Below are 21337 nucleotides of genomic sequence, written 5' to 3' on the forward strand. Positions count from 1 at the left end.
TATCAGCCAAAAGCGGTTTTTTGTGGTGGAGGGGTTTGGCCTGTGGCGAGGGAGCTTGCTCCCGCTGGGCTGCGAAGCGGCCCCAAAAAATAGGACTGCTGCGCAGCTCCAACGGGAGCAAGCTCCCTCGCCACAAAAGCCCTCCGAAAGCTCCAGATTCATCCGGTGAACGGGATGCTCTCGACCACTTCCAGGTCGTAACCGGTCAAGCCTGCGTATTTCAGCGGTGGGCCGAGATGACGCAACTTGCCCACGCCCAGATCCTGCAGAATCTGCGCACCGGTCCCTACTTCAGAATAGATGCGCGATTGCGATCGGTTGAATTGCCGTGGCGGCTGTGTGAGTTGGGGTACGCGTTCCAGTAGCGCTTGTGACGACTCATGATTGGCCAGTACGACCACCACGCCGCGACCCTCTTCAGCCACCCGTTGCAGCGCGGCCCATAACGTCCAGTTAGACGGGCCGCTGTACTGCGCACCGACCAGATCGCGCAGCGGATCGATCACGTGCACCCGCACCAGAGTGGGTTCTTCCCGACGAATGTCACCCATGACCATCGCCATGTGCACGCCACCTTCAATGCGATCTTCGAAGGTGAACAACCGGAAGGTGCCATGCACCGTCGGCAATTCGCGTTCACCGATGCGCACCACGGTGTGCTCGGTGCTCAGGCGATAGTGGATCAGGTCGGCGATGGTGCCGATCTTGATCCCGTGCTTGCGCGCGAACACCTCCAGGTCTGGGCGGCGGGCCATGGTGCCGTCATCGTTCATCACCTCGACGATCACCGATGCCGGCGTGAAGTCTGCCAGGCGCGCCAGGTCGCAACCGGCTTCGGTGTGGCCGGCGCGGGTCAGCACGCCGCCTTCCTTGGCGCGAAGCGGGAAGATATGCCCCGGCTGCACAATGTCCGTGGGACCTGCATCGGCAGCGACGGCGGCGGCCACCGTACGCGCCCGATCGGCGGCGGAAATACCGGTGGTCACGCCCACGGCGGCCTCGATGGACACGGTGAACGCGGTGCTGAACACACTGCCATTGCTCGGCACCATCTGCTCCAGACCGAGGCGCTGGCAGTGCGCGTCGGTCAGGGTCAGGCAGATCAGGCCCCGGGCTTCGCGGGCCATGAAGCTGATGGCCTCGGCGGTGCAGCGGTCGGCGGCGAGCAGCAGATCGCCTTCGTTTTCCCGGTCCTCGTCATCGACTAGAAGCACCATCTTGCCCTGTCGGTAATCTTCGATGATTTCTTCGATGCTGTTGAAGGCCATGCTGGAACTCTCAGTGTTGGGTAGGTATATTTATTGGTATACCATAATACAAAACAAACCAAGAGGTCACTATGAAGGCGTACTGGATTGCTCACGTGAATGTCACCGACCCCGATCAATACAGCCAATACACCCAACGCGCCCCGGCGGCGTTCGCTTTATATGGCGGGAAGCTGTTGGCACGCGGCGGGCGCAGCGAAGCGATGGAAGGTCGGCCGACCCCACAACGCAGCGTGGTCATCGAGTTCGATTCTTACGAGCAGGCGCTGGCCTGTTATCACAGTGAGCAATATCAAGAGGCGAAACGGCACCGCGAGGGCGTGGCCCGGGCCGAGGTGATCATTGTCGAGGGCGTGGCGCCCTAGGAGATGTCAGCGGATGAAGTGGATCTTGCCGGTATCGTCATTGCCGATGTAGATGCCGTAAACCCCGGCCTGGCGTTCCTCGATATAGCGTTCGAGGATCTGCCGGATTGCCGGGTAATAGATGCTGTCCCAAGGAATGTCCTCGGGCGCGAAGAATTTGTAGTCCAGGGTTTCCGGGCCGTATTGGCCGGTGATCTCCAGCGCGATGGCGCGGAAGATGATGTACACCTCGCTGATCTTCGGCACGCTGAAGATCGAGTAGGGCGAGAGAATTTCCGCGCGCACGCCGCTCTCTTCCCAGACTTCGCGCAGCGCCGCCTGCTCAGTGGTCTCGCCGCCTTCCATGAAACCCGCCGGCAGCGTCCAGGTACCGGGACGCGGCGGGATCGCGCGTTGGCACAGCAGGTACTTGCCGTTTTGCTCGATGATGCAGCCGGCGATGATTTTCGGATTGACGTAATGGATATAGCCGCAGCCACGGCACATCAGGCGCTCGTGCGTATCGCCCGGTGGCAGCTGGTGACCGAGGTCACCGCCACCGCACTTTGGACAAAAGCTCGGGCTGAACATGGTTAGCGACCTATGCGAGGTTCTTTGAGCGCGATGGGCAGGGTGATCTCGGGGATTTTTCCGGTCTCTTCCTGTTTGCGCTTGAGGTAATCGAGTGCAACGGTTGCGGCGGCGCGGACGTGGTCGACGCAAGCCTGGTGGGCGGCCAGAGGGTCGCCGCTCTTGATCGCCTCGACCATGCGTTCCATTTCCTGATTGCTCGCGCCACGGCGATTTTCCTGGGACACCGACGTCGCCCGCAGGTAGCTGATCCGTGCCTGCAACTGACGCAGCTGAGTGGCCGCCACATGATTGCCGGAGCCTTCGAGCAGGACGTCGTAGAAACCCTGAACCGAATCGATTACCTGTTGCAGTTCACCTTCCTTGAGGGCCTTGCGGTTTTCCTCGAGGGCTTTTTCCAGGGCCTTGATGTCCTTGGCCTTGGCACGCAGGGTGAACAACTGGACGATCAGGCCTTCGAGCACACAACGCAGCTCATAGATATCCACGGCATCGGCCAGGGTAATGATCGCGACACTGGGCCCTTTGGCGTCGGCGAATTCCACCAGGCCTTCGGATTCCAGGTGACGCAAGGCTTCGCGTACGGACGTGCGGCTGACGCCCAGGCGATCGCACAGATCACGTTCGACCAGACGATCTCCCGGCAAGAGCTGGAAATTCATGATGGCGCTTCGCAGTTTATCCAGCACGATTTCGCGCAGGGTAACGGGGTTGCGATTGACCTTGAAGCTGTCGTCGAGTGGCAGGCGTTTCATGGGGTCCGCTCTGAGTGTGGCTGTCCATGCAAAAAGAGCACTTCGATCCAGGATCATCGTGCTCAGGTCATCAAAAACAGCCAAGGGTTAACTGGAGGCCTCGGCATCGGCTTCGGCGAAGGCTTCACGGGCGAGCCGGAAACTGTCTACGGCAGCGGGGACACCGCAATAAATACCGACTTGAAGCAAAATTTCGCGTATTTGTTCACGACTCAGCCCGTTACGCAAGGCACCGCGTACATGCAGCTTGAGTTCGTGAGGCCGGTTGAGGGCCGAAATCATTGCCAAGTTTATCATGCTGCGTTCTTTAAGCGACAAGCCCTCACGGCCCCAGACGTGGCCCCAGCAGTACTCGGTGACCATCTCCTGAAGAGGCCGGGTGAAGTCGTCGGCGTTTTCGATGGAGCGGTTCACGTAGGCTTCGCCCAGCACCTGGGTGCGGATTTTCAGGCCTTTTTCGTACTTTTCATTGCTCATCGCGGTGTGCTCCCAAAATCGTCAAGCCCGCCCATCAAGGTGTACTTGAGCTCCAGATAATCTTCGATGCCGTACTTGGATCCTTCACGACCGAGACCCGAGGATTTGATCCCGCCAAAGGGCGCGACTTCAGTGGAAATCAGTCCTTCGTTGATCCCGACCATGCCGTATTCCAGCGCTTCACTCATGCGCCAGGCGCGCCCCAGATCGCGGGTGTAGCAGTAAGCCGCAAGGCCGAACTCGGTGTCGTTGGCCAACTGCACAGCCTCGGCTTCGCTCTCGAAGCGGAACACCGCGGCCAGCGGGCCAAAGGTTTCCTCTTGAGCGACTTTCATGTCACCGGTCACGCCGGCCAGCACGGTTGGCTGGAAGAAGCCGTGCCCCAGCGCATGGCGTTCGCCGCCGCAAAGCAGTCGGGCGCCTTGGAAGAGGGCGTCCTGAACGTGGTCTTCGACTTTGGCCACCGCGCGTTCGTTAATCAGCGGACCTTGAGTGACACCTGCCTCGAAGCCACTGCCGACGTTCAGTTGCGCCACGCGCTCGGCCAGTCGCGTGGCAAAAGCATCATGAATGCCGCTCTGCACCAGGAAGCGATTGGCACAGACACAGGTTTGCCCGGCATTGCGAAACTTGGCGATCAGCGCACCTTCTACGGCACGCTCCAGATCAGCATCGTCGAACACGATGAAGGGCGCGTTGCCTCCCAGTTCCAGTGAGACTTTTTTCAGGGTTGGCGCGCACTGCGCCATCAGCAACTTGCCTATGGCGGTGGAACCGGTGAACGACAGTTTGCGCACCAGCGGGCTGGCGGTCAGCTCGCCACCGATGGCCACGGCGTCGCCGGTGATCACATTGAAAATGCCGGGTGGGATCCCGGCCTGTTCCGCCAACGCGGCCATGGCCAGCGCCGAAAACGGGGTTTCCGGTGCCGGTTTCACGATGCACGGGCAACCGGCTGCCAGCGCCGGGCCGGCCTTGCGGGTGATCATCGCCGCCGGAAAATTCCACGGGGTGATGGCCGCAACCACGCCGATCGGTTCCTTGCTGACCACAATGCGTGCATCGCCTTTGTGGCTGGGAATGGTGTCGCCGTAGATGCGCTTGGCTTCTTCGGCGAACCACTCGATGAAACTCGCGGCGTAGAGGATTTCGCCCTTGGCTTCGGCCAGTGGCTTGCCTTGTTCGAGGGTGAGGATTTCTGCCAGCGCATCGGCATTTTCAATCATCAGCGCGTGCCAGCGTTTCAGCGTCTGGCTACGTTCCTTGGCGGTCAGAGCACGCCAGGTCGGCCAGGCTTTGTTGGCGGCGGCGATGGCTTGACGAGCTTCTGCGGCGCCAAGGTTCGGCACCTGGCCGATCTTTTCGCCGGTGGCCGGGTTGAAAATGTCCTGACAGGCGCCATCGGGCGCATCCAGCCATTGGCCGTCGATGTAGGCTTGCTGGCGGAACAGTTGCGAGGTTGCTGGGTTCATGCCGGCTCCCAAGAAAGTGGAGGCGCTCTATGTGGGAGTGAGCCTGCTCGCGATAGCGGTGTGTCACTCACATTGATGTTGAATGTGCTGCCGTCATCGCGAGCAGGCTCGCTCCCACATGGACCTGCGCCCTGAAGATAAACATCAGGCCAGGGTGGGCAGCGGCCCCAGCTTGCCTTTGTGATAGATCATCGGCGTGACCGGTTGCTCGGGCAGAATCAGGTTCTTCACCGCGCCGACAATGATCGCGTGATCGCCGCCGTCGTATTCACGCCACAGTTCGCACTCGATGATCGCCGTGGCTTTGCGCAACAGCGGGTTGCCCAGCTCGCTGAGGTGCCAGTCGATGCCTTTGGCCTTGTCCTTGCCTTTGCCCGCAAACGCATACGCTTCGGCAGTCTGGTCGGCCGATAGCAGGTGAATCGCGAACTGCTTGCTGTCACGCAGGATCGGGTACGTGTCCGAGGCATAGTTGGGGCAGAACAGCACCAGTGCCGGATCAATCGACAGGGCACTGAAGGCGCTGGCGGTGATGCCGACGATGCCACCGTCCAGGTCCAGGGTGGTGACCACCGTGACCCCGGATGGGAACGAGCTCATGACGTCTTTGTAAATGCCGGGTTCGATCATGTCGGCGGTCTCCTAGCGCATCACGAAGGGGTCAGGCATGGGTGCCTGAGAGAGGTTGATCCACACCGTTTTCAGTTCGGTATAGGCCAGCACCGAATCGATGCCGCTCTCGCGTCCATAGCCGCTGTTCTTGAAGCCGCCGATCGGCGCCATGGCCGAGACGGCTCGGTAGGTATTGACCCAGATAATCCCCGAGCGCACGTCCCGGGCCAGGCGATGGGCGCGGCCCAAATCACGAGTCCAGATACCGGCGGCGAGGCCGAACTGCGAGTCGTTGGCAATCGCCAGGGCTTCGGCTTCATCTTTGAAACGGATGACCGAGGCCACCGGACCGAAGACTTCTTCCTGCATGATCTTCATGGAGTTGCGCTCGCATTCGAACAGGGTCGGCTCGTAGAACCAGCCATCGCCCAGATTTTGCGGACGCTTGCCACCCAGGCGCAGGCGCGCACCTTCGGCGATGGCATCGGCGACCAGGCCTTCGACCACAGCCAGTTGCTGTGCGGTGGCCATCGGGCCCATTTCGCTGCTGTCTTCCTGCGGGTTGCCGATACGGATGCGCTTGGCACGTTCGACCAGACGATCGACGAACTCATCGTAGATTTCGTCCTGCACCAACAACCGCGAGCCGGAAACGCAGCTCTGGCCTGATGCCGCATAGATCCCGGCAATCGCACCGTTGATCGCGCTGTCGAGGTCGGCATCGGCAAAGATAATGTTTGGTGATTTGCCGCCCAGTTCCAGAGACAACTTGGCGAAGTTTTCAGCGCTGCTACGCACCACATGCCGGGCCGTGGCAGCGCCGCCGGTGAAGGCGATTTTGCGCACCAGCGGATGGCGGGTGAGGGCGGCGCCGGTGCTTGGGCCGTAACCGGTAACGACGTTGACCACGCCCGGCGGGATGCCGGCTTCCAGCGCCAGACGGGCCAGTTCGAGAATGGTGGCGGAGGCGTGCTCCGACGGTTTGATCACGATGGTGTTGCCCGCCGCCAGGGCCGGGGCGAGTTTGATCGCGGTCAGGTACAGCGGACTGTTCCAGGGAATGATCGCGGCGACCACGCCCATGGCTTCGTGCACGGTGTAGGCAAACAGGTCCGGCTTGTCGAGGGGCAGGGTGCCGCCTTCGAGCTTGTCGGCCAGGCCCGCGGTGTAGTGGAAGAACTCCGGCAGGTAGCCGACCTGACCGCGAGTTTCGCGAATCAGCTTGCCGTTATCGCGACTTTCCAGCTGCGCCAGTTGTTCTTTGTTTTCGGCGATCAAGTCGCCGAGACGGCGCAGCAGTTTGCCCCGAGCGGTGGCGGTCAGGCCGCGCCAGGCCGGGCTGTCGAAAGCCGTCTGCGCAGCCTGCACGGCGCGCTCGACATCGGCTTCGTCGGCATCGGGTAATTCAGCCCAGGCTTGAGCCAGGGCGGGGTTCAAACTTTCAAAAGTCTTGCCGGAGAGGGCATCGACCCATTCACCGCCGATGCACATCTGGAAGCGTGCGAGTGTCATGCAACGATCCCCTTTATTTGATTTTGTCGGGAGTGCACCGTGTCGAGAAACTCCAGCAGCAGCTGGTTGACCAGGCGCGGTGATTCTACGGGCATCATATGCCGCTGCTCGGCGAGCACGGCAACTGTCGCGCCGGGAATGCGTGCGGCCAATTGCTCGGCCATTTCCGGTGTGGAGCCCGGGTCCAGTTCACCGGTGGCGATCAGCGTCGGCACTTGGATGCAGCCCAGATCGTCAGCGCGGTACATGTCCTGGGTCGCAAACAGCTCATAGGTGGTCAGGTATCCCTGCGGGTCATTGTCTGCCAGAGTTTGGCGCAAGGCCGCAATCTGCGCCGGGTTGGCCGCCCGATATTCACGGCTGAACCAGCGCGACAGAGCGGCTTCGGCGTTGGCGTCTGGTCCGTGCTCGGCCGCTTGAGCGGTGCGGGCGATAACGCCGGCACGCTGTTCGGGGCTGCGATTGAACACGCTGTTGAGGACCACCAGGCCTTGCAGGCGTTGCGGGTAATGCAATGCAAAAGCCCGCGCCACCAGCCCGCCCATGGAAAAGCCGATCACCGTCGCCTGAGGCAGTTGCAGGTGGTCGAGCAGTTCAAGTAACTGGTCGGCATAGCCGAGCAGGGGCGTGCCGCTTTCCGGGCGCGGGCTGGCGCCATGACCCAGCATGTCGTAGGCAATCACACGGTACTTCGTGGCCAGGCCAACGACCTGGCCGCCCCACATTTCTTTGTTCAGGCCCACGCCGTGGATCAAAACCACGGGCTGGCCTTGGCCGGTCGCCAGGTAACTGGTGCCAGCCGGGGTGCGTTCAGCGGTGAGCCGAATCATGGAGCGCTCCTGCATGCCTTTTTGTTGTTCTTACCGACCTTGATTACTGGGCGTTTTCAGCGGCCAGCTCTTCGAGATCGATGTAACGGTTGCCGATACGTGGGTGCAGGCGGCCGCCATCGGCGCAACCCAGAACAACCACGATTTCGTCGGCACGCGGTGCATCTTCGATCTGCATTTCCAGGGTGATGTAGTGCGAACGCAGGCCTTCGTCGTCCTTGTGCATCATCGGGATCTGGATCGAGGTGCCCGGGCCGCCGCGCTTGTTGGTGAAGCTCAGGTAGCTCTTGGCTTTCACCGCTTCGCGGTAATGGTTGCCGAAGCGCAGGGTATGGATCACGGCGGAGGCGTGCTCGATTTCACCGTCGGCGCCCACTACGGCGGCCTTGCCATATGCCTCGATCTTCTCGGCGCCGCCGATGATGCCCACCAGGCGCTCGACCATCAGCGCGCCGAGGTCAGAGCAGTTGGCGCGAATTTCCGGCTTCAGGTCTTCGACAAAGCCGCGACCCAGCCAAGGGTTTTTCATCACCACGGCCAGCCCGAGCATGGTCACAGGCTTGTCCGTAGCCTTGCCGCCTTCGATAAAGGTTTCTTCGACATAGCTGACGATCTTGCGAATTTCGAAACTCATGGGCTGCTCCGTTGGGGGTAAGAGTGTCTGTGCGTATGATGGTATACCATAATACCGGAAGCACAAGTCCTTGAAATGAGTTTCTGGTTCAAAGGCGATAAAAGGGAGGGAGGTATTGCCCGTTGCTCGGAGTACTGCCGGTCACACTGCCTGAAATTAACCTGCGAGATGCTCGCGCTTTGCGTGATGTTGCTTGGGCGCCATACCCGGTGGCCTTTCGGGTTATGGGCGCGGAGCGGACAGGGTTGCGCGATATTGCCGCACAGATGCGCGAGGTCTTGGCGGCTAGTCCCATGATGAGAACCCCGCCAGCGATGTACTCCCTCTGGTTCAAGATCAGAGCTGAGTCTGCAAGTGATGTGGATGCGCGTACTCAATCCGCATGAGCAATGCCAGCCTGGGCCATTGGAGTGTCGCGTGAAGGCCGTCGATAACAATCACATCCCGCCATCCCTGCGCAAAGGCCCATTCAACTCAAGCTGAACGCTGAGCGATTGTCAGTAATATTGCGAAGCTCACGAGTAGGCCGCCAAAAATCCGGTCAATCCATTGTCGTGCGGCCATCAATTTCTCGCGCACCCTCCCGGCTGAGAAGCACAGCGCGATGAGGCTGAACCACACCGCGTGCGCCCCAGCGATGAACAGTCCATATGCAATTTGCACTGTCAAGGCGGTGTCCGGCCGTACTACACCAATGAACACACTAACGATGAAGATCGATGTTTTAGGGTTCAACGCGTTCGTGAGAAATCCCGTACGCAGAGCTGCCAGATCTGACATGGCGGGTGGCGGTGCGTCTAGCTGTTCAATAGCCGGCTTGGAACGAAGCATTTTGATGCCTAGGTAGACGAGATACGCCGCTCCAGCCAGCTTCAGCGCATTGAACAACCAAGGCGTTTGTTGAAGCACTAACCCTAGTCCGAGCAGCGTATAGCACACGTGGACAAGCACCCCCATACCAATTCCCACCGCTGTGAGGACGCCTGCTCGTCGAGACAATAGCAATCCGTTGCGGCAAACCATGGCGAAATCCGGTCCTGGACTGATGCATGCGAGTATTGTAATGGTGATTACGGCTATCCATTCGCTCATGCTGTACCCTTCGAATTGTGGTGATAGAGAGCGATATTTACAGATGATTTACCTTGGTACTAACGATGATTTCTGAAGGAAATAGTGACTACGACTCACTAATTTCTAAGGCTCGCATGCCTTCTCTACTTGCGTTGCGTTGCTTCGAATCAGCCGCACGGTTCGAAAACTTCGCCCGAGCGGCAGACGAACTGCATCTGACCCCGGGTGCCATTAGCCGCGCAGTGCGCTTGCTTGAAGAGGATTTGGGCGTTGACCTGTTCGAGCGGCGTAGCCGAAGGGTTTTTTTGACGGATGCCGGAAGACACCTGGCGAAAGCGGTTAGTGAAGGGCTTGGGTTGATGAACCAGGCAGTTGGCGAGATACGCACCGATGCCCGTCGTGCTCGTCAGCTTGTCCTGTCCTGTGAGCCAACGCTTTTAATGCGATGGTTGATCCCTCGTTGGAGCGACTTCCAAACACATCATCGAGGGTTAGAAATCCATTTAGTGGCTGGCGGCGGCATCTTTTCATTCGACCATGGCATAGATTTGGCCATTCGACGGGACGATTTTCCTCGCCCCCCCGGATATCATGCCGAGACTCTATTCACAGAGAAGGTCGGCCCTGTATGCAGGCCAGAAAAGGCAGATCAGTGGTTCGGCAAAAGCAGGAAAGGTCTGCGCTCCTCGGCCCCATTGCTTCAGACAACTAGCCGGCCTACCGCTTGGCAGGAGTGGGCTGGCGCAAAAGGACTGCCCATTTCTGAGATGGACATGCAATCTTTTGAGCACTTTTATTTCAGCATCCAGGCGGCTGTCGCAGGCCTCGGAGTAGCCATTGGCCCGTGGCACTTGGTGCGCGACGATATCCAGAGCGGTGTGTTGGCCGCGCCATTAGGATTTGTTGAAGACGGCTCCCGCTACTGCCTGTTATCTCCCACAGCTCCTAAGCCAGGCAGCCTGGAAATGGATTTACTTAAATGGCTGCAGGCAATGGGCTGAGGCTTGTCGATCTTCAGTTGCATCCACTGCGGACCAGTAGTTCCTGTGGGCAACAACTGCTATTGCTCGTCAATCGGCCAGCATCGATGAATGCAGCGCATCGATGCTGGCCTCGACACTACTTGACCACCTCGACCTCATAATTCGCATAGCCAAACTCGTTGCTGCGAGCCGCCACGTATTTGCCGTTTTGCTCGAACACCGTGGCCTCGAAGGGCGTGCCGCCGAGTGTTGTCAGCAGATGGCCGTCCTTGATTTCATACTTGGCCGGAACGCCAAACTGGCCGGCATGCAGCATGTTCAGGTATTCCCCTTGTGCAGGCGGCTTGCCGTCGACGCTGGTGACCAGACGTTGGCCGTCGGTGCCATAGACGATCTCAAACGTCTGGCCGGTGACGGTATTGCGCACCTTGATGGTTTTGCCCACCACATAGGTTTGCAGTTGCTCGTTGGTGAGTGCTTTGGCCCCTTCGGTTTTCAGTTGATCGATGGTTTTACCGCCGGCGATGGACTTGCTGTCCTCAGCATTCGGCGTGTACCAGATCGGTGAGGTCCAGGCGCGTTCCTGGACGGTGGCCGAGACATCCGCCGGCGGCGGTACTTGCAGCTTGGCCGCGTCATAGGTGCTCCAGCGCGGTGTCGGGATCTGTAGCACGCGGGCGTAGTAGAACGCGTGCTGCGCCGGATCGAAATCCGGATCGACCCAGACTTTTTTCAGCTCGGTGGCACCAATGGTGTTGGTGTAAGTCGCCTTGGAAACGTCAACTGTCGAGCCCACCGACGGTACGTTGCCGGTCGCCTGGTCCGGTTGGCGATCACCGGACCAGACGACGTCATAGATCTTCTCGAAGGTCTGGCCGTTTTTGGTCCAGCCCTTGATGATCTGGATGCGGTCGAGGTTGCCGTCGTCTGCATCCTTGACCGCCCACACTACAAAGGACGGCGCCGCTTTACCCGGTTTTGCCGGCAAGTCGCCGCCCATGGGCACGCCCTTGGCGTAAGCAGTTTGAACCCAGTCTTTTTCGTTCCAGACACTGCTGTCGAAACCCCAGCCACCAAACAGGCGCACGGGGATGCGCACGCCGCTGGTGCCATAGACTTCCTTGCGTTTCATGGCATCGAAGATCGATTCACGGGTGTTTTCTTCCGCCCAGACACCGGCCAATCCCGACGTGCTGGTTTGCAAGGCCACCATGCCGGAGTTTTCCTTGCCGGAAATACGCGCCGCCGGGGTGCTGTCGGTAAACCCGTGGGAGCCGAAGTTGTTGCTCTGCGAATAGGGAATCACCCCGTTGTGCGAGTCGCTGGCACCGACCACGCCCATTTTGTAGGGGTTGTATCCGCGGGCTTCCTGCAAGGCCATGCCGTTCTGCCAGGCTTGCCTGATGTAACTGCCATTGAGTTTCGACGTGCTGTTGTCGATACCAAGCAGGAAACTCATGATTTCATAATTGGCAAATTCGTCGGTCGGCGACAGTTCGGGGTGGGTTTCGGAGGTGCCTTTGACCTGATGAATTTCGGTGAGGGATTCATTGCGCATCCGCGTTTCGGCCCAGGCGGCATCGATGGGGCGACCACGATCATCAACATCCACCGGGAACATCAGGCCGTTGCTGAGGTTGCCGTTGTGGGAGATCGCCAGCACCTCATTGCCCTTTTTGCGTTGATCGTCCATCCAGCCCCACAAATCCTCCGGTTTGTCCGAGTCGAGGGCCGTGAAGGGCAGGTCCGGCACCTTCTTCGAATCGCGGAAAAATATATTGCGGTGCATGTTTTGATTGTTCGGTGCCGAGGTCCATTCATAGGCGACGAACGTGGTGAACTTGCCGGGCTTGTAGTACTTGTCGGCGATGGCGATGTTCTGCTGCCAGATGTTGCCGGCCACCTTCGGATCAATCAGCTCCTTGATCGGGTGGCTCAAGCTGCCGGCGATCCATTTGAACACCCGGTTGAAATCTTCCGGGGTCTTGGCAATCAGCTTTTGCGCGATGGGCTGCTTGCTGAAGTCCGACTTCGGATCATTGGCCAGGGCGATCACGCCCACGTATTCCGAGTGGTCGGTCACGCCATGGAAATCCAGCGGTCGGCCTTTGAGCTGCACTTCAACCCCCATCGGATGCTTGACCGGCATCCCAAGTGAGTATTGGTATGTCTGCTCGGGATCGACCTGATGGTTGCCGATCAGGTAGGCATCAATCGACCAGGAGGTATGCGAGTGCGTCTGGCCAAAGTAAACCTCGCGATCAGGGATTCCCTCTGCCAAGGCCAGTGTGCTGAAAGCAAGCACGGCGCTACTTAACAGTGACGGCACGATGATGGGTGTATGGGGTTTCATATTCCACCTCTTGGGAATACGGCAGTGATAGGGGGCAACTCAGGTCCAGAAACTCCAAACTCTCTCGAAAAACCAGAAGGCAGCCAGCGTGCCCAACCCGTAGGACGCAACCGGTTGGGCATACAGAAGCGCGGACCGTGGCAATCGACAATGCAGCAACAGTGCGCGAAGGCTCAGCGCGGCGGCGACAAACATCAGTTGGCCGATCTCGACGCCGACGTTGAAGGTGAACAGCGCCAAAGGCAGGTCGTGCCGGGGCAAGCCGATTTGCGCCAGCGCCCCCGCAAAACCAAAGCCGTGCAACAGACCAAAACAGAACGCCACGACCCAGGGCCATTGAATGGTGAAGCTGGTTTCACCACGATTCTTGCGGGCGATTTCCACCGCTAGCAACAGAATGCTCAGTGCAATCGTCGCTTCCACAGGCGGGCCGGGAAGCCGCACTGCGCCCAGTGCAGCAAGCACCAGCGTGATGGAGTGGGCGAGGGTAAACGCGGTGATGGTCTTCACCAGCATCCACCCGTTACTCACCAGCAGCAGAAGGCCGAAGACGAACAACAGGTGATCGACCCCCCCGAGGATGTGCTGGATGCCATGGACCAGAAACGCACCGGCCACCGAGAGCATTCCCGGCGTGCCAGCGATGTCTATCCAGGGTTGTGCGGGGTGGACGAGAGTGGTCGTCAGGCTGCCGTCCAGGCGCGAGACACGCACCAGCACATCGGTGATGCTCGCTTGCAGGCCGATAAATTCAATGCGTTGCCCAACCAGTCCCGTGGGACCCGCATCAATGATCCGGCGCTCGATCAGTGAATCGTTCAGTTCGCTTTCAACCGGCTCAACGACAGAGCGCACACCGTCGGCAAACTTCAGCACAATCGGCAAGCGCATGCCTGAAAGCACCGGGGTGCGCCACATGACGTCATAGCGCCCGGTGGTCGTTTCGTTGATTTCCAGGTAAGCAGGGCGGGACTCATGGGCCATGGCCGTCAGCCCCATGAACCAGAGCAACAACAGCCAGACCATGTGTTTCATCACGGCCGCTCCGTTTGAGCAGCGACAATCCCGCTGGTAGACGTCGGCATCATCACCACGACGTCATAGCGTGCTTTCAGTGCCTCGAAACTCGCGCGTTTCGATGCGCTGCGTTGCTCGGACAACCAATCGGACTTGAGCTGCCGGGCCACGGTTTCGAAGGGCGGTGGTGGTGGTTTGGCCAGCGAATCAATCCACACCAGGTGCCAGCCAAAACCGGACTCCACAGGGCCTACCCAACTTCCGGGCGTTTGCTTGAACAATGAAATGGCAAACTTTGAACCAAAGACCCGCGCCACCTGATCCTGGGATTGTTCGAAGTAGGTGTTTTTAAACATGAAGGCATCGCCTTCTCCACTGTTCTGATCAGTCAGGCCACTTAACGCGGCTTGGGCCTGCGTTTGTGTATCAGCACCGCGTTTGTCCGGGGCGAAAAATAAATGACGGAAAGTCGCCAATGGTGGCAGGGCATACGCGTCCTGACGCTGGTTATACCAAGCCTCAAGTTCACCGGGTGCAGGCTCGCGAAGTGACGCGACATCCTCGGCGAGGAAATCCATTTTTTGCGCCAGTCGGCGGCGAATGATGGTGTCGTCTTTATCCAGGCCAAGTTTCAGCGCTTCGCGATAGAGGATTTCCTCTTTCACATAGTCATCGATCAGGCCCTGCAACTGTTGCTCCGATGCCGGTCTTTGCCATCGCGCCAGCCACGAGATCGCGATCCGTTGGACAACTTCAGGCGTGATTTCGATGCGTTGAGGATTTTGATCGACGGGGGAACGGTGCAAACCTCCGTACAACACAAAGAGTGCAAAACCGGCGATTAAAAAATGCAGTAATGGCTGGTGAAGGCATCGTTTTAATGACGAAAGTCGAGATGCTTTAAGTTCGGAGACGGTTAAGTTCATGACTTATTGCCCCACGCTATACTCGGATAGTTTCTAAGCAGAGTGGAGTATTGCTGCTGGATTGGAACTTTCCACCAAGGTTAATCACGATAGGCACTAAGCGTTAGTCGCAATCGGATTAACCCGTTCACCGGGTAGTGCAGTTACGTGGCTGCGCAGCCCGGACTGGAGCGTCCGTATGATGAAAGGACTGCTGGTTTTCGCCGCGATTATCGAGGCCGCCACTGGCGTGGGGCTGCTGTTTGTCCCGTCTCTGGTCGGGCATCTGCTGCTTGGCATCGAACTGACCGGTGTCATCGTTCGCGTGGCCGGCATTGCCCTCATTGCCCTGGCAGTCACCTGCTGGCCAGGCCCTCCCGTGCTCGGCATGTTGATCTATAACGCAGCCGTTGCGCTGTATCTCACCTACGTTGGCTTCTCCGGTGACGCGAGCGGGATTCTCTTGTGGCCAGTGGTTATCTTGCACGCAGTGATGACGGTACTTTTGATACGAGCAATGACGAGGCAGGTCACGCATTGAGCGCCGTCATTATCGACGCCATCGTTTTCGCCTGCCTGTTCGCTGCCGCGCTGATAAGAATGCTGCTGCACATGCGATTGCCGATTCATCCCCTGGATCTCGAGTCCAAAGAGCGCGCGCAGAGGCTAAAGCCACGTATTCACCACTCGTCTATCCAGCTCCTCCCAATCCGCCATGCCCAATACACGTGTGGTGTTCAACCCGCGCAAATAGCCGCGTAACTGATTGGCGGTGGCCTGTACAAGCTCCCGGTCGGGCGCTTTTTCGCACAACAGTACGGTTTCGTATTGGGTCAGGTACTCGGCCACCCGGTCTCGGAAGTCGGGCAAAACGGCGTCGCGTATCAGGTCAAATGTTCTCAAGGAGAGATCCTCATCAATCTTTCTGGTTGTGATTGAGTCTGCATCCGTCGGCACGGCGCGCAACTATTGCTAGAAGTAATAGTGAACATTACGAAACGCAAGTTCTGCTTTCTCGGCAGCAGGCGGAAAATCGCCTCCATGACGACGTTCGTGACGAAGTCCCGTTGCTTGTTGTACCGATCCTTTTACTTTCAGGATGAGACCGATGCGCCCTTTATTCGTGCCCGCCATGGTGTTTGCCGCTTTGCTGCTCGCCGGTTGTGCCTCCACGCCGAACGATCCGACCCTGACCTTGCAGACCAGCAAGACCCCGGCCCAATACGCTGACTGCGTCGTGCCGAAATTGCAGGGCAGTGCGTTGAACCCGACTGTCTCGCAGACTCAGCGCAGCTACCGGATCGTCGTGCCGAGCAAAGTCTCGGCGGATAACGTGCTGGAAGCCTACAAGACCGGGAACGGCGGCAAGGTGTTCATCTACGAACGGCATTTGCTGGCCTCGAACTTCCTGCCTTCAAGTTTTGAACGCGCGGCGCAGGATTGCATCTGACCTGGACCGTAAACGCTTCTCACCGTGCTCCTTTGGTTGGCCGCAACCAACCCGTTTTTTGCCCGCGCTCTTTAGTTTAAATACATGAGGACACTGAATAATTCACCACCCGCCGTTTTTTTGTTAAATCACCGCTGTACTGGGGTAGCTGAAATGATCGCTACCCAGCGAATCGCGTTGCATTGAGTGCAGGTTTTTCTCGATGGTTTCGCAGAGGGCTTCCATCTGGATCTGGTGTTCGCTGTCGCGGAATGGGCTTTGCAGATCAGTGCCGATGCGTTCGATGGCCAGCAGCATGAAGCCCACCACTGTCGAGGCCAGCGGGGTATACCAGCCCAGGGACTCGACCAGCCCCACCGGCACAATCAGGCAAAACAGCGAAATAAACAGCCGCGGAAAATAGACATAAGGGTAGGGCAGCGGCGTATTGGCAATCCGCTCCATGCCGCCCTGGCTGTTGGGCAGATCAACCAGAGTCGACTCCAGCCGCGCCAGGCGAATGCTGTCAAGGTGCCCGGCCTTGTATTCCTGGGCCAGCAGCGCCGCGGAACCGTTGAGGATATCGTTGGCAAAGTTATTGGTGGTGCCGCTGCGTGCGAACTCCCCGGCGGGAATAAACGCCTGTACTTCGAGCGGGCACGGCTGGCCCCGGAGATGCGCCGCCAGGCAATTCACGTACGCCACGTGGCGGCGTAGCAGGGTTGACTTCATCGGATTGACTTCATTACCCGGGTCATCCAGCAACGTCAGTACTTGCCGCGCAAAGCTACGGGAGTTATTGACCATCGCCCCCCACAACGTGCGCGCTTCCCACCAGCGATTGTAGGCACTGCTGTTGCGAAAACTGATCAGCACCACCAGCGCCGAGCCGAGCAAGGTCAGCGGCATCAGCGGCAGATTGATCTTGCTGTTGAGAAACAGCATGAAGTCCACGGTGACGGCTATATCCCAGAGCAGCAGCCAGAACAGGGCCCAGCCCACGTAGCCCATGGTCTTGATGATCAGGCGGTATTTTTTGATGATGACGGCTTTCAAACAGCGACCTCGCGGTGAATAGTTAACATTGATGCCCTAACTCGGACGGTGGTTGCCGGGTAAAGGTTCGGTGGGAGCTGCGATCAATGATCCGAGCGGTGTAACCTTGCTCGCTCGCATACCAAGATAAGAAAAATAATCAGGAGTCTTTGATGCAACCGATCCGTCTCGGTCTGGTGGGCTACGGCAAGATTGCTCAGGATCAACACGTCCCCGCTATTAACGCCAACCCCTCGTTCCAGTTGGTGGCTGTCGCCACGCAAGGGCAGCCCTGCGCCGGGGTCGAGAACTTTCAGTCCCTGAGCGAGCTGCTCGAAAACGGCCCGTACGTCGACGCGATTGCGTTTTGCACACCACCGCAAGGACGATTCGCTCTGGTGCAACAAGCCCTGGCCGCTGGCAAACACGTACTGGTAGAAAAACCGCCGTGCGCCACGTTGGGTGAAGCGATGGCGTTGGTGAATCAGGTTGGGGAGCAAGGCGTCAGCGGTTTGTTCGCCTGGCATTCACGCTACGCGCCCGGCATCGAAGCGGCCCGTAACTGGCTGGTCAGCCGCACCTTGCACAGCGTACAGATCGACTGGAAGGAAGACGTGCGCAAGTGGCACCCCGGCCAGGCATGGATCTGGCAGCCCGGAGGCCTGGGCGTCTTCGATCCCGGCATCAATGCCTTGTCGATAGTCACTCATCTGCTGCCGCTGCCGCTGTTTGTCGAGTCTGCCGAACTGCGGGTCCCCAGCAACTGCCAGTCGCCGATTGCCGCGTCCATCAAGCTGTCTGACGCGCACCACCTCGATGTCCGCGCGGAGTTCGATTTCGATCACGGTCATGAGGAACTCTGGAGCGTCGAGATTCGTTGCACTGAAGGCATCCTGCGACTGGACAACGGTGGCGCACTGTTGAGTATCGACGGCGTGCGCCAAGTCGTATCGGAGGAGGGCGAATACACGGCGGTGTATCGGCATTTTCAACAGCTGATTGGCGACAAGTCCAGTGACCTGGACCTTCAGCCGCTGCGACTGGTCGCCGACAGCTTTTTTGTCGGCAGTCGGGCGTCGGTTGCGCCGTTCTACGATTAGCGGCTACGGCTCGAGCCCATTTCGCTCTAATGACGACAGACGCTGGAAAAACCCCGCTCGGCAAATAACCGGGCGGGGGTTTCTGTTGGTGCGCATGAAAATACTGCATAGGACCGAGGCGTTATCCCTTGTCCGCCTTGCCGGCGGCCGCCGCAAATTTCGCCAGACGCACATCCAGTCGACGAGGAGGGCGGTTGTGGTCTTCGGCCTGCTCCTTGCGCCGAATGGCATTACGCACCATCAATGAACCCAGGTAGCGGACCGGCTCCGGTGGGAAATGGCCAAGCGGACCTTGCAGCAGCGGCGAGCGTGTCCAAGGGTTATCCAGGCCCAGCACCAGCGACGACAGGATCTGTCCACCCATATGGCACGGACCGACGCCGCTGCCGGAATACCCGAAACCATAGAAGATATTGCCGCTTGCGCCCATGCGGCCGAAGAAAGGCACCCCGGTGACTGAGCGATCGGAAGGGCCATTCCAGGTGGCGGCGATACCGACATCGGCAAAGTCCGGAAAGAACTCCGTCAACGTGTTGCGCAGCAGCCCTGCGTAAGGTGATGGCTGGTCGAATACCGGCAGGATGCGCCCGCCATAGGCGAAGGTGTTGCCCCCTTTGCCGAGCATGATTCGGCCGTCCGGAGTGTTGTGGTAGTAGTGCACGAATATCCGCGAGTCGAGTACGGTGACTCCGCTGGTCAAACCGATCTGTTTGAGCAGATCAGGTCGCGGCTCGGTGATGATCATGTCGCTGGAGACGATGGCCACTGAACGCGAGAACTGTGGAAAGGCACGGGCCATCCAGGCGTTCATCGCCAGCACGACCCGGTTGCAGGTCACTTTCCCTTTGGGCGTATTGACGATGGCCGGCATTCCCTCTTCCAGACCGGTCATCGGCGTGCCCTCGAAAATACGCACGCCCAGTTCCAGTGCGACTCGGCGCAGCCCACGGACCAGCTTGCCCGGTTGCACACTGGCCGCCGCTGGCGAGAACCAACCCTCGATGTGCCGGGTTGAGCCGGCCATGCGTTGCACGTCAGGCAGCGCACATTTGGAGAAAGAGTTAATGCCATGGCGCTCCAGTGCCGCGATCACCCCGTCGGTCGAGCCGACCTGGGCGCGGTTGGTCGCCGTGTAGAGCGTGCCGTCGAGACGGTAGTCGGCATCCACCGCGTACTTTTCGCAAAAGGTGCCGATGGCGTAGATGCTCTTCTCCGATTCCTTGACCAGGCGTATCGCCTCTTTGACGCCGAACAAGCGCTCAAGGGTGAAGTACTTGGCCGACCAGGACAGCGCGCAGCCACCGTTGCGTCCACTGGCACCGGCACCGCAGATGTCGGATTCGACGATGACCACATCCAGCTCGGGATTCTGTTGCTTGAGCATGATGGCGGTCCATAAACCGGTATAGCCACCGCCGACGATGCAGACGTCGGCGCGGGTGTCCTGTTGCAGCGCAGGGCAGGGCGTAGCGGGTTGATTTTTCAGGGCCTGGTCCAGCCAGTAGGGGCGCATGGGGTCATCTCCGATGGATCGGTTAAAGGCAGGGTTCAGGACACAATCAGCCGCACGCGGCGACCACGATCATTTCCACACGCCAACCGGGGTCGATCAGCTGAGCCAGCGTGCAAGCGCGTGTGGGCGCATGGCCTTCAGGAAAAAACTCATCCCAGACCCTGTTCAGCCCTTCATAGTCCTCGCGATGGGCGAGCAGGATGCGCACCGACAGCACCCGCTCGCGGCTGCTGCCGGCACTGAGCAAAAGCTGCTCGATACCGGCGAGCACTTCGCGGGTCTGCGCCCCGATATCACCACTGAGGTCCGAGGCGACCTGGCCACCGATATAGAGATGGTTGTCGTACCGGACCATGTCCGAACGGCGTTTTGCTACAGCGAAACGTTCAATTTCCATAAAGCATTCCTGATGGGTACGAGGGGCGGCACTTGTGGAAATCATGCTTGCAGTTCATCGTCCATAAATAAAATCGATTTATCGTATGGCAAGATAAGTTGAACCTATAGCGAGGTGCGCCGATGACGATTTCCCATACCCAACTCAAGGCGTTTCACGCCGTTGCAATGAATGGCAGCTTCACCCGGGCGGCCGAGCAACTCTGCCTGTCACAACCCGCGGTATCCGACCAGGTGCGCAAGCTCGAGGATTATTACGGGGTGATGGTGTTCTACCGCGACAAGCGCCTGGTGCGCCTGACGGAAGTGGGCGAGCGGTTGTTCGGCCTGACCCAGCGCCTGTTCGATATCAGTATCGATGCCCACGACATGCTGACGGACTACCGCACCCTGTCGACGGGAACCCTGAACCTTGCCGTGGATGCGCCGGTGCACGTCTTGCCCTATGTCTCACGCTTCTGCAGCCGTTACCCCGGCGTTGAAGTGAAGATCGAAACCGCCAATACCGACGAGGTCCTGCAGCGGTTGTTCAGCCACCAGGCCGACATCGCCCTGCTGGGGCGCAACATCGAAGACGATCGCCTGATGACGCTGCACCTGCGCAGCGATCCCATGCTCGCCTTCGTCGCCCATGACCATCCCTGGGCGCAACGGGATTCCATCTGCCTTGCCGACCTGGACAACACACCCATGGTCTTGCGCGAGCAAGGTTCGGTCACACGGTTATCGCTGGAGGAGGAGATGGCTGGGGCGGGTTTGCACATTCGCAAGGCCATCGAAGTGGAAGGGCGTGAAGCGGCACGCGAGGCCGTGGCGATTGGCATGGGCGTCGGGGTCGTCTCGGCAGCCGAGCTGGGCTCGGACTCCCGGGTTCGCGGCTTGCCGATTGTTGACTCTCAGCGACACTTCACCGAGACATTGGTCTGTCTGCGGGCACAGAGTTCGCGACGTATCCTGACGACCTTTTTTGACATGGTTCGAGAAGGGTTGGGCGAGTGAGATTCATTGTTCGATCGTGGCCGATAGCTGCCTGTCAG

At 59.2% G+C, this 21337-nt stretch carries 23 protein-coding genes; 6 read left to right on the forward strand and 17 right to left on the reverse strand.

All coding sequences use genetic code 11. The annotated features are described in order from the left end of the window. Nucleotides 1-158: 158 nt before the first annotated feature. Nucleotides 159-1268, reverse strand: a complete 1110-nt coding sequence (gene ribBA, locus PFAS1_RS24500; RefSeq protein ID WP_076030863.1) for a bifunctional 3,4-dihydroxy-2-butanone-4-phosphate synthase/GTP cyclohydrolase II — start codon at nucleotides 1266-1268, stop codon at nucleotides 159-161. 71 nt (nucleotides 1269-1339) lie between these two features. Here ribBA and PFAS1_RS24505 point away from each other — a divergent pair, with 71 nt between their 5' ends. Further along, nucleotides 1340-1633, forward strand: coding sequence for a DUF1330 domain-containing protein (locus PFAS1_RS24505; RefSeq protein WP_076030864.1), 294 nt, complete (start codon nucleotides 1340-1342; stop codon nucleotides 1631-1633). Between the two features lie 6 nt (nucleotides 1634-1639). On the opposite strand, the gene PFAS1_RS24510 is transcribed toward PFAS1_RS24505, so the two are convergent. The 9 genes from PFAS1_RS24510 to PFAS1_RS24550 form a co-directional block, all read right to left on the reverse strand. After that, the gene (locus tag PFAS1_RS24510; protein WP_076030865.1) at nucleotides 1640-2203 is read right to left on the reverse strand and encodes an NUDIX hydrolase; all 564 of its coding nucleotides are present in this window, start codon (nucleotides 2201-2203) and stop codon (nucleotides 1640-1642) included. 2 nt (nucleotides 2204-2205) lie between these two features. Beyond that, on the reverse strand, nucleotides 2206-2958 hold the full coding sequence (locus PFAS1_RS24515; protein WP_074877291.1) for a GntR family transcriptional regulator: 753 nt from the start codon (nucleotides 2956-2958) through the stop codon (nucleotides 2206-2208). An 87-nt stretch (nucleotides 2959-3045) separates the two neighbouring features. Further along, nucleotides 3046-3435, reverse strand: coding sequence for a carboxymuconolactone decarboxylase family protein (locus PFAS1_RS24520; protein WP_008059553.1), 390 nt, complete (start codon nucleotides 3433-3435; stop codon nucleotides 3046-3048). Continuing rightward, the gene (locus PFAS1_RS24525; protein WP_076030866.1) at nucleotides 3432-4907 is read right to left on the reverse strand and encodes an NAD-dependent succinate-semialdehyde dehydrogenase; all 1476 of its coding nucleotides are present in this window, start codon (nucleotides 4905-4907) and stop codon (nucleotides 3432-3434) included. Before PFAS1_RS24525 ends, PFAS1_RS24520 begins: the two co-directional genes overlap by 4 nt. Before the next feature lie 144 nt (nucleotides 4908-5051). Continuing rightward, on the reverse strand, nucleotides 5052-5537 hold the full coding sequence (locus PFAS1_RS24530; protein ID WP_076030867.1) for a flavin reductase family protein: 486 nt from the start codon (nucleotides 5535-5537) through the stop codon (nucleotides 5052-5054). Nucleotides 5538-5549: 12 nt separating this feature from the next. Further along, nucleotides 5550-7031, reverse strand: coding sequence for an aldehyde dehydrogenase (locus PFAS1_RS24535; RefSeq protein ID WP_076030868.1), 1482 nt, complete (start codon nucleotides 7029-7031; stop codon nucleotides 5550-5552). Continuing rightward, on the reverse strand, nucleotides 7028-7861 hold the full coding sequence (locus PFAS1_RS24540; protein ID WP_076030869.1) for an alpha/beta fold hydrolase: 834 nt from the start codon (nucleotides 7859-7861) through the stop codon (nucleotides 7028-7030). The genes PFAS1_RS24535 and PFAS1_RS24540 overlap by 4 nt, the downstream gene beginning before the upstream one ends. Before the next feature lie 43 nt (nucleotides 7862-7904). Further along, a complete protein-coding gene (locus tag PFAS1_RS24545; protein ID WP_076030870.1) occupies nucleotides 7905-8495 on the reverse strand; it encodes an amino acid synthesis family protein in 591 nt (196 codons plus the stop codon). A gap of 474 nt (nucleotides 8496-8969) precedes the next feature. Beyond that, entirely contained in the window at nucleotides 8970-9587 is a 618-nt protein-coding gene (locus PFAS1_RS24550; RefSeq protein WP_074877279.1) for a LysE family translocator, read from the reverse strand. A 65-nt stretch (nucleotides 9588-9652) separates the two neighbouring features. Here PFAS1_RS24550 and PFAS1_RS24555 point away from each other — a divergent pair, with 65 nt between their 5' ends. Next, nucleotides 9653-10570 carry a LysR family transcriptional regulator gene (locus tag PFAS1_RS24555; protein ID WP_076030871.1) on the forward strand — a complete coding sequence of 306 codons (918 nt, stop codon included), beginning with the start codon at nucleotides 9653-9655 and terminating at the stop codon, nucleotides 10568-10570. 118 nt (nucleotides 10571-10688) lie between these two features. On the opposite strand, the gene PFAS1_RS24560 is transcribed toward PFAS1_RS24555, so the two are convergent. From PFAS1_RS24560 to PFAS1_RS24570, 3 genes are read right to left on the reverse strand one after another with little or no spacing between them, the layout of a single operon-like run. Beyond that, on the reverse strand, nucleotides 10689-12905 hold the full coding sequence (locus PFAS1_RS24560; RefSeq protein WP_074877274.1) for a DUF3604 domain-containing protein: 2217 nt from the start codon (nucleotides 12903-12905) through the stop codon (nucleotides 10689-10691). A 39-nt stretch (nucleotides 12906-12944) separates the two neighbouring features. Beyond that, nucleotides 12945-13940, reverse strand: coding sequence for a HupE/UreJ family protein (locus PFAS1_RS24565; protein WP_076030872.1), 996 nt, complete (start codon nucleotides 13938-13940; stop codon nucleotides 12945-12947). Then, nucleotides 13940-14848, reverse strand: coding sequence for a peptidyl-prolyl cis-trans isomerase (locus PFAS1_RS24570; protein ID WP_076030873.1), 909 nt, complete (start codon nucleotides 14846-14848; stop codon nucleotides 13940-13942). Before PFAS1_RS24570 ends, PFAS1_RS24565 begins: the two co-directional genes overlap by 1 nt. Before the next feature lie 178 nt (nucleotides 14849-15026). Here PFAS1_RS24570 and PFAS1_RS24575 point away from each other — a divergent pair, with 178 nt between their 5' ends. Further along, nucleotides 15027-15368: a hypothetical protein gene (locus PFAS1_RS24575; RefSeq protein WP_232252169.1), complete on the forward strand. Its 342-nt coding sequence runs from the start codon at nucleotides 15027-15029 to the stop codon at nucleotides 15366-15368. A gap of 125 nt (nucleotides 15369-15493) precedes the next feature. Here PFAS1_RS24575 and PFAS1_RS24585 read toward each other — a convergent pair whose 3' ends face one another. Further along, entirely contained in the window at nucleotides 15494-15730 is a 237-nt protein-coding gene (locus PFAS1_RS24585; protein WP_074877267.1) for a hypothetical protein, read from the reverse strand. Nucleotides 15731-15935: 205 nt separating this feature from the next. On the opposite strand from PFAS1_RS24585, the gene PFAS1_RS24590 reads away from it, so the two are divergent. Beyond that, entirely contained in the window at nucleotides 15936-16277 is a 342-nt protein-coding gene (locus PFAS1_RS24590) for a YajG family lipoprotein (RefSeq protein ID WP_076030875.1), read from the forward strand. 123 nt (nucleotides 16278-16400) lie between these two features. Here PFAS1_RS24590 and PFAS1_RS24595 read toward each other — a convergent pair whose 3' ends face one another. After that, nucleotides 16401-17312 carry a bestrophin family protein gene (locus PFAS1_RS24595; protein ID WP_076030876.1) on the reverse strand — a complete coding sequence of 304 codons (912 nt, stop codon included), beginning with the start codon at nucleotides 17310-17312 and terminating at the stop codon, nucleotides 16401-16403. Nucleotides 17313-17464: 152 nt separating this feature from the next. Between PFAS1_RS24595 and PFAS1_RS24600 the strand changes: the two genes are divergently transcribed. Then, nucleotides 17465-18391 carry a Gfo/Idh/MocA family protein gene (locus tag PFAS1_RS24600; RefSeq protein WP_076030877.1) on the forward strand — a complete coding sequence of 309 codons (927 nt, stop codon included), beginning with the start codon at nucleotides 17465-17467 and terminating at the stop codon, nucleotides 18389-18391. A 121-nt stretch (nucleotides 18392-18512) separates the two neighbouring features. Here the strand turns inward: PFAS1_RS24600 and PFAS1_RS24605 are convergent, their stop codons facing one another. After that, the gene (locus PFAS1_RS24605) at nucleotides 18513-19904 is read right to left on the reverse strand and encodes an FAD-dependent oxidoreductase (protein ID WP_076030878.1); all 1392 of its coding nucleotides are present in this window, start codon (nucleotides 19902-19904) and stop codon (nucleotides 18513-18515) included. Nucleotides 19905-19950: 46 nt separating this feature from the next. Then, on the reverse strand, nucleotides 19951-20301 hold the full coding sequence (locus PFAS1_RS24610) for a RidA family protein (protein ID WP_008154095.1): 351 nt from the start codon (nucleotides 20299-20301) through the stop codon (nucleotides 19951-19953). A gap of 122 nt (nucleotides 20302-20423) precedes the next feature. On the opposite strand from PFAS1_RS24610, the gene PFAS1_RS24615 reads away from it, so the two are divergent. Beyond that, on the forward strand, nucleotides 20424-21299 hold the full coding sequence (locus PFAS1_RS24615) for a LysR substrate-binding domain-containing protein (RefSeq protein WP_076030879.1): 876 nt from the start codon (nucleotides 20424-20426) through the stop codon (nucleotides 21297-21299). The last annotated feature ends 38 nt before the right edge of the window (nucleotides 21300-21337 follow it).

This window comes from Pseudomonas frederiksbergensis (genome assembly GCF_001952935.1).
GTDB lineage: Bacteria > Pseudomonadota > Gammaproteobacteria > Pseudomonadales > Pseudomonadaceae > Aquipseudomonas > Aquipseudomonas frederiksbergensis.

What these genes read in the sequence shown, in the direction of transcription:
- ribBA (WP_076030863.1), bottom strand. Translation starts at nt 1,268, where the DNA reads ATGGCCTTCAACAGCATCGAAGAAATCATCGAAGATTACCGACAGGGC.
- PFAS1_RS24505 (WP_076030864.1), top strand. Translation starts at nt 1,340, where the DNA reads ATGAAGGCGTACTGGATTGCTCACGTGAATGTCACCGACCCCGATCAA.
- PFAS1_RS24510 (WP_076030865.1), bottom strand. Translation starts at nt 2,203, where the DNA reads ATGTTCAGCCCGAGCTTTTGTCCAAAGTGCGGTGGCGGTGACCTCGGT.
- PFAS1_RS24515 (WP_074877291.1), bottom strand. Translation starts at nt 2,958, where the DNA reads ATGAAACGCCTGCCACTCGACGACAGCTTCAAGGTCAATCGCAACCCC.
- PFAS1_RS24520 (WP_008059553.1), bottom strand. Translation starts at nt 3,435, where the DNA reads ATGAGCAATGAAAAGTACGAAAAAGGCCTGAAAATCCGCACCCAGGTG.
- PFAS1_RS24525 (WP_076030866.1), bottom strand. Translation starts at nt 4,907, where the DNA reads ATGAACCCAGCAACCTCGCAACTGTTCCGCCAGCAAGCCTACATCGAC.
- PFAS1_RS24530 (WP_076030867.1), bottom strand. Translation starts at nt 5,537, where the DNA reads ATGATCGAACCCGGCATTTACAAAGACGTCATGAGCTCGTTCCCATCC.
- PFAS1_RS24535 (WP_076030868.1), bottom strand. Translation starts at nt 7,031, where the DNA reads ATGACACTCGCACGCTTCCAGATGTGCATCGGCGGTGAATGGGTCGAT.
- PFAS1_RS24540 (WP_076030869.1), bottom strand. Translation starts at nt 7,861, where the DNA reads ATGATTCGGCTCACCGCTGAACGCACCCCGGCTGGCACCAGTTACCTG.
- PFAS1_RS24545 (WP_076030870.1), bottom strand. Translation starts at nt 8,495, where the DNA reads ATGAGTTTCGAAATTCGCAAGATCGTCAGCTATGTCGAAGAAACCTTT.
- PFAS1_RS24550 (WP_074877279.1), bottom strand. Translation starts at nt 9,587, where the DNA reads ATGAGCGAATGGATAGCCGTAATCACCATTACAATACTCGCATGCATC.
- PFAS1_RS24555 (WP_076030871.1), top strand. Translation starts at nt 9,653, where the DNA reads ATGATTTCTGAAGGAAATAGTGACTACGACTCACTAATTTCTAAGGCT.
- PFAS1_RS24560 (WP_074877274.1), bottom strand. Translation starts at nt 12,905, where the DNA reads ATGAAACCCCATACACCCATCATCGTGCCGTCACTGTTAAGTAGCGCC.
- PFAS1_RS24565 (WP_076030872.1), bottom strand. Translation starts at nt 13,940, where the DNA reads ATGAAACACATGGTCTGGCTGTTGTTGCTCTGGTTCATGGGGCTGACG.
- PFAS1_RS24570 (WP_076030873.1), bottom strand. Translation starts at nt 14,848, where the DNA reads ATGAACTTAACCGTCTCCGAACTTAAAGCATCTCGACTTTCGTCATTA.
- PFAS1_RS24575 (WP_232252169.1), top strand. Translation starts at nt 15,027, where the DNA reads ATGATGAAAGGACTGCTGGTTTTCGCCGCGATTATCGAGGCCGCCACT.
- PFAS1_RS24590 (WP_076030875.1), top strand. Translation starts at nt 15,936, where the DNA reads ATGCGCCCTTTATTCGTGCCCGCCATGGTGTTTGCCGCTTTGCTGCTC.
- PFAS1_RS24600 (WP_076030877.1), top strand. Translation starts at nt 17,465, where the DNA reads ATGCAACCGATCCGTCTCGGTCTGGTGGGCTACGGCAAGATTGCTCAG.
- PFAS1_RS24605 (WP_076030878.1), bottom strand. Translation starts at nt 19,904, where the DNA reads ATGCGCCCCTACTGGCTGGACCAGGCCCTGAAAAATCAACCCGCTACG.
- PFAS1_RS24610 (WP_008154095.1), bottom strand. Translation starts at nt 20,301, where the DNA reads ATGGAAATTGAACGTTTCGCTGTAGCAAAACGCCGTTCGGACATGGTC.
- PFAS1_RS24615 (WP_076030879.1), top strand. Translation starts at nt 20,424, where the DNA reads ATGACGATTTCCCATACCCAACTCAAGGCGTTTCACGCCGTTGCAATG.